Source organism: Ruegeria sp. SAZA006 (assembly GCF_059613465.1).
The window spans coordinates 380,998-395,242 of the sequence record NZ_JBXWSO010000010.1 but is presented as its reverse complement, the minus strand read 5'-3'; the positions used below and the strand labels follow the sequence as shown (position 1 = coordinate 395,242).

Here is a 14,245-nt window from a genome sequence, read left to right as displayed (position 1 = left end):
TCAGATCATCCAGGGTCTTGGCAGGGAATTGCGGGTCAGCCGGTTCAGTAACGGCACAAGGGTCTGGCGCAGCGTGAAACCGTCGGGCGCCAGCAGGCGCATCAACAGCATGTCGTCACCCACAAGGCTGACGCCGCCGGTGTCAGGCAAGGCCGCGCGGATCGGGTCCAGATGCGCGGCGGCATCCGGGCGGATCAGTATCAGGCTGCTGAGCGCGCCTGCGCCGCCGCCAACGCCCGGCCGGGCCATTTCCTCCGCCAGATCACCGGTCAGGCGCAGCGCGTCCAGATGGCCCAACCGGCCCGCGCGCCAGATTTCGATGCGATCTTGGAAGTGGGCCGACGTGACCTGCTCGCCCATTGCGGCGCGTCCGAAGATCAGGGATTCCACCAACAGCAGGCCGGCATCGAGGGCCAGATCGACACGCAGGCGGCGGTCGATCGCGCAACCATCGAACAGGATTGTTTCCTGCGGAAGCCAGTTCAACTGGCCGCCTGTTGCCACAGTCAGATGTGTCCGAATCCGGCCCGGAACTGCTCCGGACGCGCGATAAGCGCGCTCGGCCGCCTGCGTGGTCAGGGTCAGATCTGCATCTGCCTGAGCGGTAGCGGAAAGGTCAAAACTGTCTCCGCCGGTGACGCCGCCGGCGGTGTTGATCAGCACCGCTTGCATGTCCGCGCCATCACGCCGAGGAAACAGCAACTTCAGCGACCCCTGCTGGCGCAGGTCCCGCAACTCGGTCCGGCCCGCGCGGCCAACCACGGACACAACACCCCGCCCGACGGCTCGGGGGGGCGCGGCGATCGCTTGCGCGGGAGTTATTGCGGACAAAGAGGTTATTGGAAGCTCCGAGCGAGAGGACTGTCGGATGCGAAAGCACCACAGCCTTTTCCTCGAGTCAGCGCAGCCCGGCAGAGGCAATTGGGTCAGAACACTCGTTCGCCCAATTCCTGGGCATTTTTTCCCCTATCGCCTGAAAAATAAGCATCCCGCCAATGCGTGTGATAATCCGGCCCTCGGCCACAAATCAAAAGAAAAGGACGGCCAGTTTGGCCGCCCGATCCGATGTCTGTCGCCGGTCAGAGCGTGATGCGGAAGGCCGCGAAGCCGTCGGCCCCGTCGCCTGCGTCTTCCAGCGCCAACCCCTTGACGTCGCTAATGTAATCGCGTGCCTTGGGACCGGTTTCAAACAGAACCGTGGTGTCGCCCAGCGGTGCGAAGGACCAGTTGCCGTCAGCCTTGGGGTCGATCGTGCCTTGTTCGACGATATAGCGCACGATCACGTCGCGGTTGGTGTCCGGGGCCTCGAACACGATGGTGTCTCCCATCGCCCCCGGGAATGATCCGCCGCCGGAAGCGCGGTAGTTGTTGGTGGCGATGATGAACTCCATGTCGTCGGTCACCGGGGCACCGTCGAACTGCAGGTTCACGATGCGCGCCGCATCGGGGTTGACCTCTTCGCCCTTCGGGCCAAAGCGCGAGGGCTGAGACAGGTCGATCTGATAGGTCACACCGTCGATCACGTCGAAATTGTAGGAGGGGAATTCGGGGTTCAGCAGCAGCGCATCCTTGGCGCCCGGCTCGATCTGGTTGAACATCCCGGCCGAACGCTCCAGCCAGCCGCGCAATTGCGCGCCGTTCACCCGCACCGCGCGCACGGTGTTGGGATAGAGATACAGGTCGGCCACGTTCTTGATCGCCACATCGCCCACTGGCACGTCGGTATAGTATTCGGGTCCACCCCGGCCACCGGCCTTGAACGGCGCCGCGGCCGACAGGATGGGCAAGCCCTCGTGCTCGGTGCCTTTCAACATCTCTTGGACATACCATTTCTGCGCGATCGACACGATCTGGACCGAGGGGTCGTCGGCCACCAGCGCGAAATAGCTGTGCAGCGGCGCCGAGGTCTTGCCCACCGCGCGGCGCACATAGGCCAGCGTTTCCTCGTGATCCTGCGCGACCGAGGCCAGCACTTTGGGGTCGTCCTCGACCAGTGCGGTGATCGAGCGGTCTTCGTTGCGCTTCGAAATCGGCCGCGCCTCGGAGGTGGTGGTGACCACGCGCCATTCGTTGCCGTCGCGTTCCAGCAGCAGGTCGAGCACGCCCAGATGCGACCCCCAGAACCCGCCCATGACGGCCGGCTTGCCCATCAGCGTGCCTTTGTCCACGTCAACGCCCGCACGGTCGGCGAAGGTGGGCGAGGGGAAGACCAGGTGGTTGTGCCCGGTCACCAGCGCGTCGATGCCATCGACCCCGGCCAGCGGGACCGAGGCGTTCTCCATCCCGTCCGCGTGATCGGCCGCGCCGATGCCCGAATGCGACAGGGCCAGGATCAGATCGCAGCCTTGCTCTTTCATCTCGGGCACATAGGCCTTGGCGGTCTCGACGATGTCGCGGGCCTGCACGTTGCCTTCCAGGTGGCGGCGGTCCCAGTTCATGATCTGCGGCGGGGTGAAGCCGATAACGCCGATGCGGATCGGCTGCTTGCTGCCATCGCCCAGCTCGATCTCGCGGTCGAGAATGACATAGGGCTGCACCAGCGTCTTGTCCGCGCGCGGATTTGCACCCTGTTCCTTGGCGATATTGGCCAGCACGATCGGGAACTGCGCCCCGGCCAGCGATTTTTCCAGAAAGCTCAGGCCATAGTTGAACTCGTGGTTCCCCAGCGTCGCGGCATCATAGCCCAATGTGTTGAACGCATTGATGATCGGATGGGTGTCGCCATCGTTCATGCCGCGCTCGTAGGCGATGTAATCGCCCATCGGGTTGCCCTGAAGAAAGTCGCCATTGTCGACCAGCATCGAGTTGGTGGCCTCGGCACGGATCTGGTTGATGATCGAGGCCGCGCGCGACAGGCCCACCGTATCGCGCGGCTTGTCGGCGTAGTAGTCGTAGGGAAAGACGTGAACGTGAATGTCGGTCGTTTCCATGATCCGCAGATGCGCTTGATTGTTTGCGGCAGCGGCGGAAAACGGGTGCAGGGAAACCATGGCGACGCCGGCCGTGGTCGTGGCCATGAATTGACGCCGCGACATCGCGAATTTGCTGGATAGGGTCATGAGGCACCTCTCGAAATAAATTGGTCGACGCATCATCTGAACGTTTATGACGACAATGATGTGACAGCGCGATCCGAGGGGATCACCCGGCGCACCGAAGGTTCAGACTGACCGCTTTTGACACCCGAGTAAAGCGTCCACGCGGCCATCGACCTGCGCTTGAGCCGTGCGGCGCCCAAGGTGCTGTGGCGCGGGCCCGGGCTGGCGCACCCGGGCCGAGGCCTCAGTCCTTTTTCACGTCACCGGCAAACCGCGCGGCGTTTTCCCGAGCAAAGGCGCTGGCATCAGCCGTGGCATCCCAGAACTGGGGATTGGCCTTGGGAATGGTCAGCGCCTTCTGCACTGCGGGCCGGGCATCAATGCGGTCGAACCATGCGTTCAGTTGCGGAAGGTCATCGACCTGAACCCGCGCCCAGACATAGGCCCGCGCCCAGGGGTACAGCATCATGTCCGCGATCGTGTATTCGTCTGCCGCGATCCAGTCGCGCCCATTCAGGCGATCATTCATCACCTCCATCAGGCGGCGGCTTTCGTTCACGTAGCGGCGGATCGAGAACGGCTCGGTATGGCCATTGGGTGCGGCAATATGCTGGAAATACATCGCCTGGCCCATCATCGGACCCACATGCCCAACCTGGAACATCATCCACTGCATCACCTCGGACTGCTGCGCGGGGTCTGAGGGCAGAAACTGACCGTATTTCTGCGCGAGGTGCCACAGGATCGCGCCGCTTTCGAAAATCGCTCGACCTTCGGCCCGGTCCTCGATCACCGGGATCTTGCCGTTGGGGTTCAGCGACAAGAACGCGGGCGTCTTTTGTTCCTGTTTGGAGAAGTCGATAGGGGTCAGGTCGTAGGGTACGCCTGCCTCTTCCAGAAAGATCACCGGTTTGTAGCCATTCATCGTGGCCGCGGTGTAGAGGTGAATGTCAGGCCGCGACATGCGCGATCTCCTCGAAATGCTCTTTCAGATGCGCGTCGAACCGCTGGAAATCCTGCTCGATCCGGGGGTTCTTCATCACGTCGAAAGCCGCGAAGGTGGGCAGGGGTTGCATCGCCAGAAACTTGGCGTTCAGGTGCATGGGCCACAGCAGGTCATCGACGCTGGCCCCGGCAAAGAACGGCTCGGCCGGGTTGTCGAACGCCTCGCTCGGGGCGTTGAAGGTGACCGACAGCATGTAATTCGTTCCGTGCAGCAGGCCACCGGTGCCGTAATTGGCCTCGGGCGCCTCGGCGGTCCGGCCATCGCCGGCCAGCAACCGGCCGTCCATGCCCGCGGTATAGACCTCGTCGATGTATTTCTTGAACACCCACGGTACACCCATCCAGTTCACCGGAAACTGCATGATGACCACATCCGCCCAGACATGGGCGTCAATCTCGGCATTGATGTCGTATCCTTCGGCAACCGTGGTCACGCTCACCTCGTGGCCCATTCCGGTCAGTGCGTCCTGCGCCCGTTGCACCAGCGACGCATTCAGGCGGCCAGGTGCGAATTCATAAGGCTGCGTACCGTTCACGATCAGGATCTTGCTCATGTCCATATCCTTGGTTTTGAAACTGCTTGCCCCTTGACTTCGGTTGGGGTGAAACCGAACTTGAGAACGGCAGTGATGAATTGCAACCAGTTTACTTTTTGTAACCTAAAACTGGACTGGAGTAGGCGATGCGTGCCCGTATCGAACAGGACGACCAAGGCAAGCGGCAAGCGGTGGACGCGTGCCGCGAACCATGCCCCATCGAGCGCGGCATGCGGATCATCGGTGGCAAGTGGACCGGGTCGATCCTGTGGCACCTCAAAGACGAGCCAGTGCGATTCAATGACTTGGCGCGGATGATCGGCGGCGCCAGCAAAAAAATGATTGCCGAACGCCTGCGCCAATTGGAGCAACAGGGCCTGGTACTCCGCCAAGTGCTCGAAACCTCACCGGTTTCCGTGCAGTACTCCGTGACCGAACGTGGACGCACCGCGCTGGGTTTTCTGGACGAGCTGCGGAAGTGGAGCGAGACCTTGCCGGATACGCGCGCCTGATCCGTCAGCGGTCCTTCTGCAGCGGCCCCGTGGTTTCCCGTGCGATGAACCGGGCTGAAACTTCGGACACGATTACCGGCATGTCAGGGTCTTTTATCCTGTCCAGCAGAGTGCGCGCGAGCTTGCGGCCCAACCGCTTTGGCGAAACCGCCATGGTACTGAGCGCGGGAATTGCGACCGAGGCATCCTCGGTATCGTCAAATCCAACAATCGAAACATCCCGCCCCGGCTGCAACCCAGCCCGCATCAGACCGAAACACGCCCCCAAAGCGACCATGTCCCCATTGCAGACCACCGCCGTGACCTCTGGATGGGCGTCATGCAACTTCAGCATCTCCTGCATACCCGCACGCTTGGTGTCAGGTGAGGGCCAGATGATCGGCGGACCCAAAGACAAGTCCTGCAGAGTACGCTGATACCCGGATATGCGCTGCTTTCGAACGGGGTTCATGCCGATACCGCCAAAAAATGCTATGTGTCGATGCCCAAGATCTGCCAAGTGATTTGTCGCGGTCGCGGTCGCTTCGGCATTTCTGATGCCCACATGATCAAAATCGGGGCTGATATGGCGCAGAAAGGTCACCGTGGGCAAACCATGCGTGCGCAAGAGTTGAAGGGTTTCTGCCGTGGTCTCCAGCGCAGGCACCCAAAGCAGGCCGCCGCGCCCGTTGCGGATGAAATCCCGCAATTGCTTGCCCTGCCGGTCCGCGTCGTCGCGCGTGTCCAGGATCGAAACCAGATACCCCTCGGCCTCCAACAGTTCGACAGCGCCGCTGACCACTTCGGCGTTGAACGGGTTTGCGAACTGGTTCAGAACGAACCCGATTTCCCGGTTCTCGCCCGATCGCATCGACGCCGCGCGCGAGTCAGTGACATAGTGCAGGTTCTCGGCCGCCTGCAGCACTTTCTTGCGGGTCTGCTCGGAAATCCGCCCGGTGCCGCGCATCACCTGACTGACCGTCGGGATCGAGACTCCGGCGGCTTTGGCGACACTGGCGAGGGTGGGTTTGGCGGGCATTTCTCGGACTATTGATATATCGTTGCATCATCAAAATGCCCAACCCAGATAGGTATTGCAACGAGCAATTCCAACAAAATTCTAAACTTCGGGCCAACCGTTTGGAAAATATTCGTTGACGGAAGATATATCGTTATATCATGCTAACGGCATCGCCTGGGGTGAGTCGCCGCACGACAAGCACAGCAAACCGACCCCGCCGGGCAGAACGGGCAAAAGGCCCAATCGAAACTCTGGGAGGAGTCCATGTCAATTCAATCCAAGCTGGTCGGTGCCGCATCCGGCCTTGTTCTGGCCCTGGTCACAAACGTGGCGCAGGCCGAGGTTCTGTTCTGGTCGACGCAGGCCAAGCCGGTCGAAGAGGCGCAGGCCATGCGCGAGCAGGTTCTTTCAGGCTTCGAGGGTGGCGTGGACTACCAGCCCAATGACGGCGGCCCCTGGCTGACGCGTCTGCAGGCCGAATTGCAGGCCGGTTCGGGCACGATCGGCGTTCTGGGCGCGCTGCATGGCGACTTCTCGGCCATGAACCCCGATGATCTGGTCGACCTGGATGATCTGGGCATCGCCTCGGCCTCGGACACGTTCAACGAACTGGCGACCCTGGGAGCTGGCAGCCTGCAATACATCCCCTGGATGCAAGCCAGCTATATCATGGCGGCCAACAAAGAGGCGCTGCAGTACCTGCCCGAAGGCGCAGACATCAATGCGCTGACCTATGACCAGCTGATCGAATGGGCCGCCAACGCGCATGAGGCTGCCGGCGAGCCGAAATTCGGCTTCCCGGCCGGGCCCAAGGGCCTGAAGCACCGCTTTTTCCAGGGCTATCTGTACCCGTCCTATACGAACGGGGTAGTGCGGACCTTTGCGAGCGACGATGCCGTGACCGCGTGGGAAAAATTCCGCGAGCTGTGGACCCACACCAACCCGGCCTCGACCAACTTCTCGTTCATGCAGGAACAGCTGTTGTCGGGCGATGCCTGGATCGTGTTCGACCACACCTCGCGTCTGGCGCAGGCCTTCAACGAGCGGCCTGATGACTTCGTGGCCTTCCCGGCCCCGGCGGGCCCGACCGGGCGCGGCTTCATGCCGGTTCTGGCTGGTGTTGCGATCCCCAAAACCACACCGGACATGGAAGCGTCCAAAGCTCTGGTCGCCTATATGATGAAGCCGGAAACCCAGATCGCCACGCTGCGTGCCACCAACTTCTTCCCGGTCGTCGCGGTTGACCTGCCCGCCGACCTGCCGCCAGCCGTAAAGGCCGCAGGCGACGCGGTCGCCAAGATGAGTGGCTCGGCTGATGCCAACCCCGGGCTGCTGCCCGCAGGACTGGGCGACAAGGGCGGTGACTTCAACCGTGTCTATACCGATGCGTTCGAGCGGATCGTACTGGGCGGTCAGGACATCCGCACCGTGCTGGACGATCAGAAAGGCGCATTGGAGGCGATCATGCAGGAGACCGGCGCGCCCTGCTGGGCTCCGGATGCGCCTTCGGACGGTCCGTGCCCCGTCGAATAAGGGTCTGACCTGATCCCGACACCGGGCTTGTCGCAGGCCCGGTGTCCCCCGACCTCTCTGCCCAAAACCACCGGAACTTCCGCAAGGAAAGGAGCGATCTGATGAACGCTCGTGTGTTGCCCTATGTGCTGATCCTGCCCGTGACGGCGTTTCTCTGCCTGTTCTTTCTGTATCCTTTCGTCCTTGTCGCCAAGCAGGCTTTCAACACCGGCGACGGATTCACGCTGGACAATTTCCGGCAGGTGGTCGGGTACTGGAAATTCCCGATCTCGCTGCAGAACACGCTGCTGCTGGCGGCGGCGGTGGTTCCAGTGCAACTGGCGCTGGCGCTACTGATGGCCACGATGGTCAACAAGATGCAGCGCGGGCGCGACCTGGTGCTGTATGTCTGGACCATCCCGCTGGGGATCTCGGATCTGGCCGCGGGCATCATCTGGCTGGCAATCTTCGAACAGTCGGGCTTCCTGAACTCCATGCTTTCTGGGCTGGGCGTGGTGGACCGGCCGGTAAATTTCCTCAGCTATCAGCACCCCGGCGTGGTGTTCCTGGCCATCGCCCTGGCCGAGATCTGGCGCGCCACGGCGATCATGCTGGTGATCCTGGTGGCCGGGATCGGCCTGATCCCCAAGGAATATTATGAGGCGGCTGAGGTCTTTGGCGCGTCACCCTGGAAACGCTTCACCCGCATCACGCTGCCGCTGCTGCGCCCGTCGCTGCAGACGGCACTGGTGCTGCGCGTGATCCTGGCCTTCGAGGTCTTCGCCGTGGTGCTGGCCCTGGGGGGAACCCTGTTCCCCGTCCTCATGAGCGAAACCTACGCCTATCAATTCGACCTGCTTGACAGCGGCGCAGCGGCGGCGATGGCGCTGATCATCCTCGCCATCTCGATCGGGTTCACCCTGATCATCCTGCGCGCCCTGCGTGTCCCGAAAGGAGCCACGATATGACGACCGTCACGACCGATGTCGCCGCGCCCGATACGCGCCGGGCCGGCCGCTATGTCTACATCGCCGCGGTGGTGCTGCTTTGCGCCTGGGTGCTGGTGCCGCTGTATTTCCTGCTGATCAACACGCTGTCCTCGCCGGAAACGGTGAACAGCTTTCCCAAGCCGTTCATCCCCGAATTCGACCTGGGCAGCCTTGGGTTCTTTGCCGGTTTCGCGGGCATCCTGACCGCGCTCAAGAACTCGATCCTGGTGGCCGGGCTGACGATGATCATGTCGATCCTGATCGGCGCGCCGGCCGGCTATGCCCTGTCACGGTTCGACTTTCGCGGGAAAGAGGCGTTCCGCCTGCTGATCCTGCTGACCCGCGCCTTTCCGCTGCCGCTGCTGGCGCTGCCCTTGGCGGTGATGTTCATCCAGACCGGGCTGGATGACACAGTATTCGGCCTGTCGCTGGTGCACACCACGCTGGCCATCCCGTTTGCGGTGCTGATCACGTTCTCGCTGTTTTCCGGCATCCCGCTGGAACTGGAAGAGGCCGCCTGGACGCTGGGCTGCACCCGGCTGACCGCCTTCACCAAGGTGGTGCTGCCGTTGATCCTGCCGGGGATCACGGCCTCGGCCATCTTCGCTTTCGTGATCTCTTGGAACGAGGTGTTCGCCGCCGCTGTCTTGACGATCGAGAACCGGACCCTGACGGCCTTTTTGTTGCAGAACCTCGACACCTCGCCGCTGCATCTGAAATTCGCGGGCGGTTTCATCCTGGTCGTTCCGGCACTGATCTTCATCTTCGCCGTGCGCAAATACCTGTTCGCCATGTGGGGCATCGCCAACCGCTGACAGCCCCAAGGAGTTGGAATAATGGCAGAAATTCAAATCAAGAATGTCGCAAAACGCTTTGGCAGCTATCAGGCGCTGCACGACATCAACCTGACCATCCAGGACCAGGAATTCATGGTTCTGCTGGGGGCATCGGGCTGCGGCAAGACCACGCTGCTGCGGATCATCGCCGGTCTGGAAACCGCGACCGAGGGCGAGGTTTGGATCGGCGGACGCCGGGTGGATCACCTGCCGCCCAAGGATCGGGGTATCGCCATGGTGTTCCAGAACTATGCCGTGTTCCCGCACCTGACCGTGTTTGAAAACATCGGGTTCGGCCTGCGGATGCAGAAACTGCCCAATGACGAGGTCAAGCGCCGGGTCGAGCGCACGGCGGGTCTGATGCATATCGACCAGCTGCTGGGGCGCTATTCCGGCGAGCTGTCCGGCGGTCAGCGCCAACGCGTCGCCGTGGCCCGCGCCCTGGCGATGGAGCCCGACGTGATCCTGATGGACGAGCCGCTGTCGAACCTCGACGCGCTGCTGCGTATGGAGATGCGGGCCGAGCTCAAGGGCGTTCTGGCCGAAAGCAACACCACCGCCATCTACGTCACCCACGACCAGGTCGAAGCCATGAGCATGGCCGACCGGATCAGCGTGATGCATCAGGGCAAGATCGTTCAGGCGGCCTCGCCGATCGAAGTCTACCGCAACCCGGCGGCCGAGTTCGTGGCGGGGTTCATCGGCAATCCGCCGATGAACTTTCTGCCCGCCACCCCGACCGGAGACGGCAAATGGACAGTCGCGGGTCAGACCATCGACGGGCCGTCCCGGACCACGCCGCTGCATTTCGCCATCCGCCCCGAGGATCTGCGCCCGGCCGACACGGGCCTGGCCGCCACGGTCAAGGTGGTTGAACCCCTGGGCGCGCACCTTCTGGTCACCTGCAGCGTGGACGGCGCCCTGTTCCGCGCGGTTCTGGACAGCGATCTGAACGTTCGCCGCGGCGACACCCTGACCCTGGCCCCGCAGCCCGACCGGGTGCGCTGGTTCGACCCCGAAACAACCCTGGCCGTAGCCTGAGGAACGCGCAATGAAACAGGATCTGATCGAACAGGCCCGCGCCGTTCTGGCCCGAAACGACCGGGGCGACTACACGGTGCCCACCCACGGCCTCTATCCGTTCCAGTGGAACTGGGACAGCGCGCTCAGCGCCCTTGGGTTCTCGCATTTCGACGAGGCGCGCGCCTGGCGCGAGATCGAGACCTTGTTCCGGCATCAGTGGGATGACGGCATGGTGCCGCATATCATCTTCCACGAGATGAATGACGGCTATTTCCCGGGGCCGGATGTCTGGGCCACGGGCCGCGCGGTTCCGACCTCGGGCATCACGCAGCCGGCGGTGGCCGGGTTCGCCGTACGGCGGATCCATGGGCGGGCGAAAAACCGGGGGCTGGCCGATGCGCGGGCCAGCGCCCTGCTGCCCAAGATCCACGCCTGGCACCGATGGTTCTATACGAACCGTGACCCGCAGGGCACCGGACTGGTCGCCATCATCCACCCGTGGGAATCGGGGCGTGACAACTCGGTCGATTGGGACGCGGCGCTGGCCCGGGTCCCGACCGAGGGCGTGGCCCCGTTCCAGCGTCGCGACGTGGCCCACGCCAACCCAGCGCACAGGCCGACCGATGAAGAATACCGCCGCTATATCTGGCTGGTGCAACATTTCCGCGGCCTTGGCTGGGACAATTCCAGGCTTCATGACGCCTCGCCGTTCCGGGTCGTGGACCCGGGATTCAACGCGATCCTGATCCGCTCGTGCCTCGACCTTGCCGCGCTGGCCGACGACCTGGGCGAGGCCGAGATCGCAAGCGCCTCGCGCGCCTTTGCGCAAGCGGGCATCGCGGCGATGGACGCCCTGTGGAGCGAGACCCGCGGGCAATATCTGTGCTTTGATCGGGTCACCGGGGAGTTGATCGACAGCCCCTCGATCGGCGGGTTGCTGGCGGCGTTCTGTCCCATCCCCGAGCACCGCACGCAAGCCATTGCCCAGCGGTTGGACGCCATCGGTACCGCCGTCCCGTATCTGGTGCCCAGCCACGATCCGGCCGCCCCTGAATTCGACGGGCTAAGGTACTGGCGCGGCCCGGTCTGGCTGATCGTGAATTACATGATCGCCGATGGGCTGAAACGCGCAGGCCAGACCCGGATCGTGCAGCGGATCGTCGACGACAGCCTGCGCCTGATCGAGCAAAGCGGCTTTGCCGAATATTACGACCCGGTCACTGCCGAACCCTGCGGCGGCAGCAGCTTTACCTGGACGGCCGCGATGGTGATCGAGATCCTGAACGCAGAAACTACCCCGGCATGAGCGGTGCCGCACCGATCCCCACTCAACGGGCATGGGCCTGACCGATGGCGGGCCCGTCCATTGTTTCCGCTCCGGGGCAGGAGGACTGGGTCGAGCAAGCCCTTCTTTCGGAATTGCGGGCCACCGCGCCGCAAGGGGTCAATGACAGCATCACGCTGATTGCGCAGGACGGCGCCAACCGGGTGGGCGGCCTGCATGGCGCAACCTCCTATGGGTGGCTGCTGATCAAGACCTTATGGGTCGACCCGGCCCATCGACGCCGCGGTTTGGGCCGGCAGTTGCTGGACCACGCCTTTGCCGAGGCGCGCCAGCGCGGGTGTCATTCTGCGTGGCTGGACACATCCAACCCGGCCGCTGCGCAGTTCTATACGGCTTTGGGATTCGAGCCCTTTGGTCGCCTGGCCAACACGCCCACGCAAAGCCCGCCCGGACATTGCCGCTGGTTCTTGTGGCACACCTTGCAGTAGCCGTCACCACGCCGCCCTCAAAACCCTTTGGCCGGGTCGAACACCTGCCGCCACCGCTCTGCATAGCGGGATCTGTCAGCCTTGGGCGCCAAGGCGGGAACCACCGGAGGCGTACCCGCCAGAACTGCCTCGATCGATTTGCGCCACGCCTTGGGATCGGACCCGCACGGGATCACGCCGCTTGCCCCGATCCGGTCACGCAGACCGTCGACCATGCTGACGATGACCGGACGCCGCGCCGCGCGCGCCTCATCCGCCACCAACCCGTAGGCCTCCCACCGCGAGGGCATCGCCACCACGTCCACGGCCCGATAGGCTTCGGCCGGGTCGTCGGCGTGGCCCCTAAACTCGATCCGCCGATCGCCTGCGGCCAAGGCTGCAAGGCGGTCGCGCTGGCTGCCTTCGCCAAAGATCACAAGCCGTGCATCGGGGTTGGGGCACATGCGAAATCCTTCGATCAGCAGATCGAAGCCTTTCTGCGGCTCGAGCCGTCCGATCGCACCGATGACCCGGGCCGCCTCGACCGGCCCGGCTGCGCGGGCAACCGCGCCCAGGTCAACCTGGGGCGAGATCACGCTCAGCTTGGATGCGGGTGCCAACCGACGTTCGGCCATCCAGCCGGCCTGCGCCTTGCTGACGGCGATGACCTGATCGAACAACGAATAGGTCACGCGCAGCATCGCAAAGAACCGCCGCTTGTGCGGCACGTTCAAGGCGGTGAAAGACCGGGTATAGCTGTGTTCGACATGCACCAGCCGCGCGGTGGGATGCATCGCCCGCAGGGCCGAGAAGGCCGGCAGGCAACGCCAGCCGGGGGCGATGTGGCATACGATGACATCGGCGTCGAAACTGCCCCAGCTGAAGGCGGTCCGCTTGACCGGGCGAACCTCTTGGTGGACTTCGTCGGCCAGTTCGGGCAGCTGCGCAAGATGGTCGAGCATACGCATGACCCCACCGGCCGTGGTGTCATCAACAAGGTGAAGAACAGTGATCTTGGACATTTGGAAACCTCGGTTCAGATGGAAGTCTGGCGGCGCATGAGGCGACCGGCTTGAACAACAGGCGCCGGCCCGACCGCGCGCAGGGCTGCGGCCGCGATGATGGTGGTCAACGTTTTGCCGGGTTCTTCGATCGGGGGCCGGGCGCTGGTTGAAATCGACCGCTGCGCAAGCTCCCAAGCCTTGTGCGCATCCAGATTGCTGACCGCGCGTCGCGCTAGATAGCGCAGCTGATAGGCGCGCGCCGCCGCCTCGTGCCAGGCAAAGAAATCGGGGTTCAGCGGACGCAGCTTGTCAACCATCCGCTCCCACGCCTGCAACTGCCGGTCCAAGGCCGCCGACAGGCCAGTCGCATGGATCCGGTAGCGGGTCAGCAACCCCGGCACGCCTGCGATTTGCCAATCCGTCGTCAACATCAGCCGCAGCCAGCATTCGATGTCCTCGGACTGGCGAAAGGTTTCGTCAAAGACCCAGTCGCGCTTGGTCTCGAACGCGGGGCGGTAGGCCAGATCCAGCAAGGCCGATTTGCGCATCACCGCTGCCGACCCATTGCCGATCGGGTTGCGTTTCAGGACATGCGCCGCCGTCACGTCCCGCAGGCGCGGCGACTGACGGACGCGCATCAGCCGACCACCCTCGTCGATCATGGCACTGCCGGAATAGCTGATCGCAAGGTCGGGTTCGGCCTGCAGGTGACGCACATGGGTGGCCAGCTTTTCGGGCAGCCACAAGTCGTCGGCGTCGCAGAAGCCGACGAACTCTCCCCGAGCGGCCGCGATGCCAGTATTGCGCGCCCCGGCCAAGCCGCGGTTTTCCTGCCGGATCACCCGCACTTTGGGGTCGGTCGCATGGGCGCGGGCAATGGCGGGGGTTTCGTCCTGCGAGCCGTCATCCACGATGATGATTTCGAAATCATCATGGGTCTGCGACAGAAGCGAGGCCAGAGTCTCGGTCAGGGTCGCGGCGGTGTTGTAGGCGGGAACGATGATGGATGCCTGAGGCATTTTTGGTCTCCTGGTTGGA

At 63.4% G+C, this 14,245-nt stretch carries 14 protein-coding genes; 7 read left to right on the top strand and 7 right to left on the bottom strand.

The features are described from left to right. The 4 genes from AC2FNZ_RS11310 to AC2FNZ_RS11295 form a co-directional block, all read right to left on the bottom strand. Complete coding sequence (locus AC2FNZ_RS11310) at window positions 1–768, bottom strand: urease accessory protein UreD (protein WP_496840700.1); 768 nt, start codon at window positions 766–768, stop codon at window positions 1–3. A 311-nt stretch (window positions 769–1,079) separates the two neighbouring features. Beyond that, window positions 1,080–3,059 (bottom strand): bifunctional 2',3'-cyclic-nucleotide 2'-phosphodiesterase/3'-nucleotidase, encoded by a 1,980-nt coding sequence (locus tag AC2FNZ_RS11305; RefSeq protein WP_496840699.1) that lies wholly within the window; start codon window positions 3,057–3,059, stop codon window positions 1,080–1,082. Between the two features lie 223 nt (window positions 3,060–3,282). Beyond that, complete coding sequence (locus AC2FNZ_RS11300) at window positions 3,283–4,002, bottom strand: glutathione S-transferase family protein (protein WP_496840698.1); 720 nt, start codon at window positions 4,000–4,002, stop codon at window positions 3,283–3,285. Then, a complete protein-coding gene (locus tag AC2FNZ_RS11295) occupies window positions 3,989–4,597 on the bottom strand; it encodes an NAD(P)H-dependent oxidoreductase (RefSeq protein ID WP_093963753.1) in 609 nt (202 codons plus the stop codon). The genes AC2FNZ_RS11300 and AC2FNZ_RS11295 overlap by 14 nt, the downstream gene beginning before the upstream one ends. 128 nt (window positions 4,598–4,725) lie before the next feature. On the opposite strand from AC2FNZ_RS11295, the gene AC2FNZ_RS11290 reads away from it, so the two are divergent. Then, a complete protein-coding gene (locus AC2FNZ_RS11290) occupies window positions 4,726–5,091 on the top strand; it encodes a winged helix-turn-helix transcriptional regulator (protein ID WP_093963326.1) in 366 nt (121 codons plus the stop codon). Between the two features lie 4 nt (window positions 5,092–5,095). Here the strand turns inward: AC2FNZ_RS11290 and AC2FNZ_RS11285 are convergent, their stop codons facing one another. Next, window positions 5,096–6,109 carry a LacI family DNA-binding transcriptional regulator gene (locus tag AC2FNZ_RS11285; protein ID WP_496840697.1) on the bottom strand — a complete coding sequence of 338 codons (1,014 nt, stop codon included), beginning with the start codon at window positions 6,107–6,109 and terminating at the stop codon, window positions 5,096–5,098. Between the two features lie 246 nt (window positions 6,110–6,355). Between AC2FNZ_RS11285 and AC2FNZ_RS11280 the strand changes: the two genes are divergently transcribed. The 6 genes from AC2FNZ_RS11280 (at window position 6,356) to AC2FNZ_RS11255 (ending at window position 12,224) form a co-directional block, all read left to right on the top strand. Next, complete coding sequence (locus AC2FNZ_RS11280) at window positions 6,356–7,624, top strand: ABC transporter substrate-binding protein (protein WP_496840696.1); 1,269 nt, start codon at window positions 6,356–6,358, stop codon at window positions 7,622–7,624. 101 nt (window positions 7,625–7,725) lie between these two features. Next, the gene (locus AC2FNZ_RS11275) at window positions 7,726–8,571 is read left to right on the top strand and encodes a carbohydrate ABC transporter permease (RefSeq protein WP_170341551.1); all 846 of its coding nucleotides are present in this window, start codon (window positions 7,726–7,728) and stop codon (window positions 8,569–8,571) included. Continuing rightward, a complete protein-coding gene (locus AC2FNZ_RS11270; RefSeq protein ID WP_170341552.1) occupies window positions 8,568–9,407 on the top strand; it encodes a carbohydrate ABC transporter permease in 840 nt (279 codons plus the stop codon). Before AC2FNZ_RS11275 ends, AC2FNZ_RS11270 begins: the two co-directional genes overlap by 4 nt. Before the next feature lie 21 nt (window positions 9,408–9,428). Further along, window positions 9,429–10,469, top strand: a complete 1,041-nt coding sequence (locus tag AC2FNZ_RS11265; RefSeq protein WP_496840695.1) for an ABC transporter ATP-binding protein — start codon at window positions 9,429–9,431, stop codon at window positions 10,467–10,469. Window positions 10,470–10,479: 10 nt separating this feature from the next. After that, window positions 10,480–11,757 carry an MGH1-like glycoside hydrolase domain-containing protein gene (locus tag AC2FNZ_RS11260; RefSeq protein ID WP_496840694.1) on the top strand — a complete coding sequence of 426 codons (1,278 nt, stop codon included), beginning with the start codon at window positions 10,480–10,482 and terminating at the stop codon, window positions 11,755–11,757. Between the two features lie 44 nt (window positions 11,758–11,801). Continuing rightward, window positions 11,802–12,224, top strand: a complete 423-nt coding sequence (locus AC2FNZ_RS11255; RefSeq protein WP_496840693.1) for a GNAT family N-acetyltransferase — start codon at window positions 11,802–11,804, stop codon at window positions 12,222–12,224. Window positions 12,225–12,241: 17 nt separating this feature from the next. Here AC2FNZ_RS11255 and AC2FNZ_RS11250 read toward each other — a convergent pair whose 3' ends face one another. Together AC2FNZ_RS11250 and AC2FNZ_RS11245 are read right to left on the bottom strand one after the other, a co-directional pair. After that, window positions 12,242–13,225 carry a glycosyltransferase family 4 protein gene (locus AC2FNZ_RS11250; RefSeq protein ID WP_496833701.1) on the bottom strand — a complete coding sequence of 328 codons (984 nt, stop codon included), beginning with the start codon at window positions 13,223–13,225 and terminating at the stop codon, window positions 12,242–12,244. Window positions 13,226–13,239: 14 nt separating this feature from the next. Further along, the gene (locus AC2FNZ_RS11245; RefSeq protein ID WP_496840692.1) at window positions 13,240–14,226 is read right to left on the bottom strand and encodes a glycosyltransferase family 2 protein; all 987 of its coding nucleotides are present in this window, start codon (window positions 14,224–14,226) and stop codon (window positions 13,240–13,242) included. Window positions 14,227–14,245 lie beyond the last annotated feature (19 nt).

Excerpts from the sequence above, each read along its gene's own strand:
- AC2FNZ_RS11305 (WP_496840699.1), bottom strand. The coding sequence starts at position 3,059 with ATGACCCTATCCAGCAAATTCGCGATGTCGCGGCGTCAATTCATGGCC.
- AC2FNZ_RS11300 (WP_496840698.1), bottom strand. The coding sequence starts at position 4,002 with ATGTCGCGGCCTGACATTCACCTCTACACCGCGGCCACGATGAATGGC.
- AC2FNZ_RS11295 (WP_093963753.1), bottom strand. The coding sequence starts at position 4,597 with ATGAGCAAGATCCTGATCGTGAACGGTACGCAGCCTTATGAATTCGCA.
- AC2FNZ_RS11290 (WP_093963326.1), top strand. The coding sequence starts at position 4,726 with ATGCGTGCCCGTATCGAACAGGACGACCAAGGCAAGCGGCAAGCGGTG.
- AC2FNZ_RS11285 (WP_496840697.1), bottom strand. The coding sequence starts at position 6,109 with ATGCCCGCCAAACCCACCCTCGCCAGTGTCGCCAAAGCCGCCGGAGTC.
- AC2FNZ_RS11280 (WP_496840696.1), top strand. The coding sequence starts at position 6,356 with ATGTCAATTCAATCCAAGCTGGTCGGTGCCGCATCCGGCCTTGTTCTG.
- AC2FNZ_RS11275 (WP_170341551.1), top strand. The coding sequence starts at position 7,726 with ATGAACGCTCGTGTGTTGCCCTATGTGCTGATCCTGCCCGTGACGGCG.
- AC2FNZ_RS11270 (WP_170341552.1), top strand. The coding sequence starts at position 8,568 with ATGACGACCGTCACGACCGATGTCGCCGCGCCCGATACGCGCCGGGCC.
- AC2FNZ_RS11265 (WP_496840695.1), top strand. The coding sequence starts at position 9,429 with ATGGCAGAAATTCAAATCAAGAATGTCGCAAAACGCTTTGGCAGCTAT.
- AC2FNZ_RS11260 (WP_496840694.1), top strand. The coding sequence starts at position 10,480 with ATGAAACAGGATCTGATCGAACAGGCCCGCGCCGTTCTGGCCCGAAAC.
- AC2FNZ_RS11255 (WP_496840693.1), top strand. The coding sequence starts at position 11,802 with ATGGCGGGCCCGTCCATTGTTTCCGCTCCGGGGCAGGAGGACTGGGTC.
- AC2FNZ_RS11250 (WP_496833701.1), bottom strand. The coding sequence starts at position 13,225 with ATGTCCAAGATCACTGTTCTTCACCTTGTTGATGACACCACGGCCGGT.
- AC2FNZ_RS11245 (WP_496840692.1), bottom strand. The coding sequence starts at position 14,226 with ATGCCTCAGGCATCCATCATCGTTCCCGCCTACAACACCGCCGCGACC.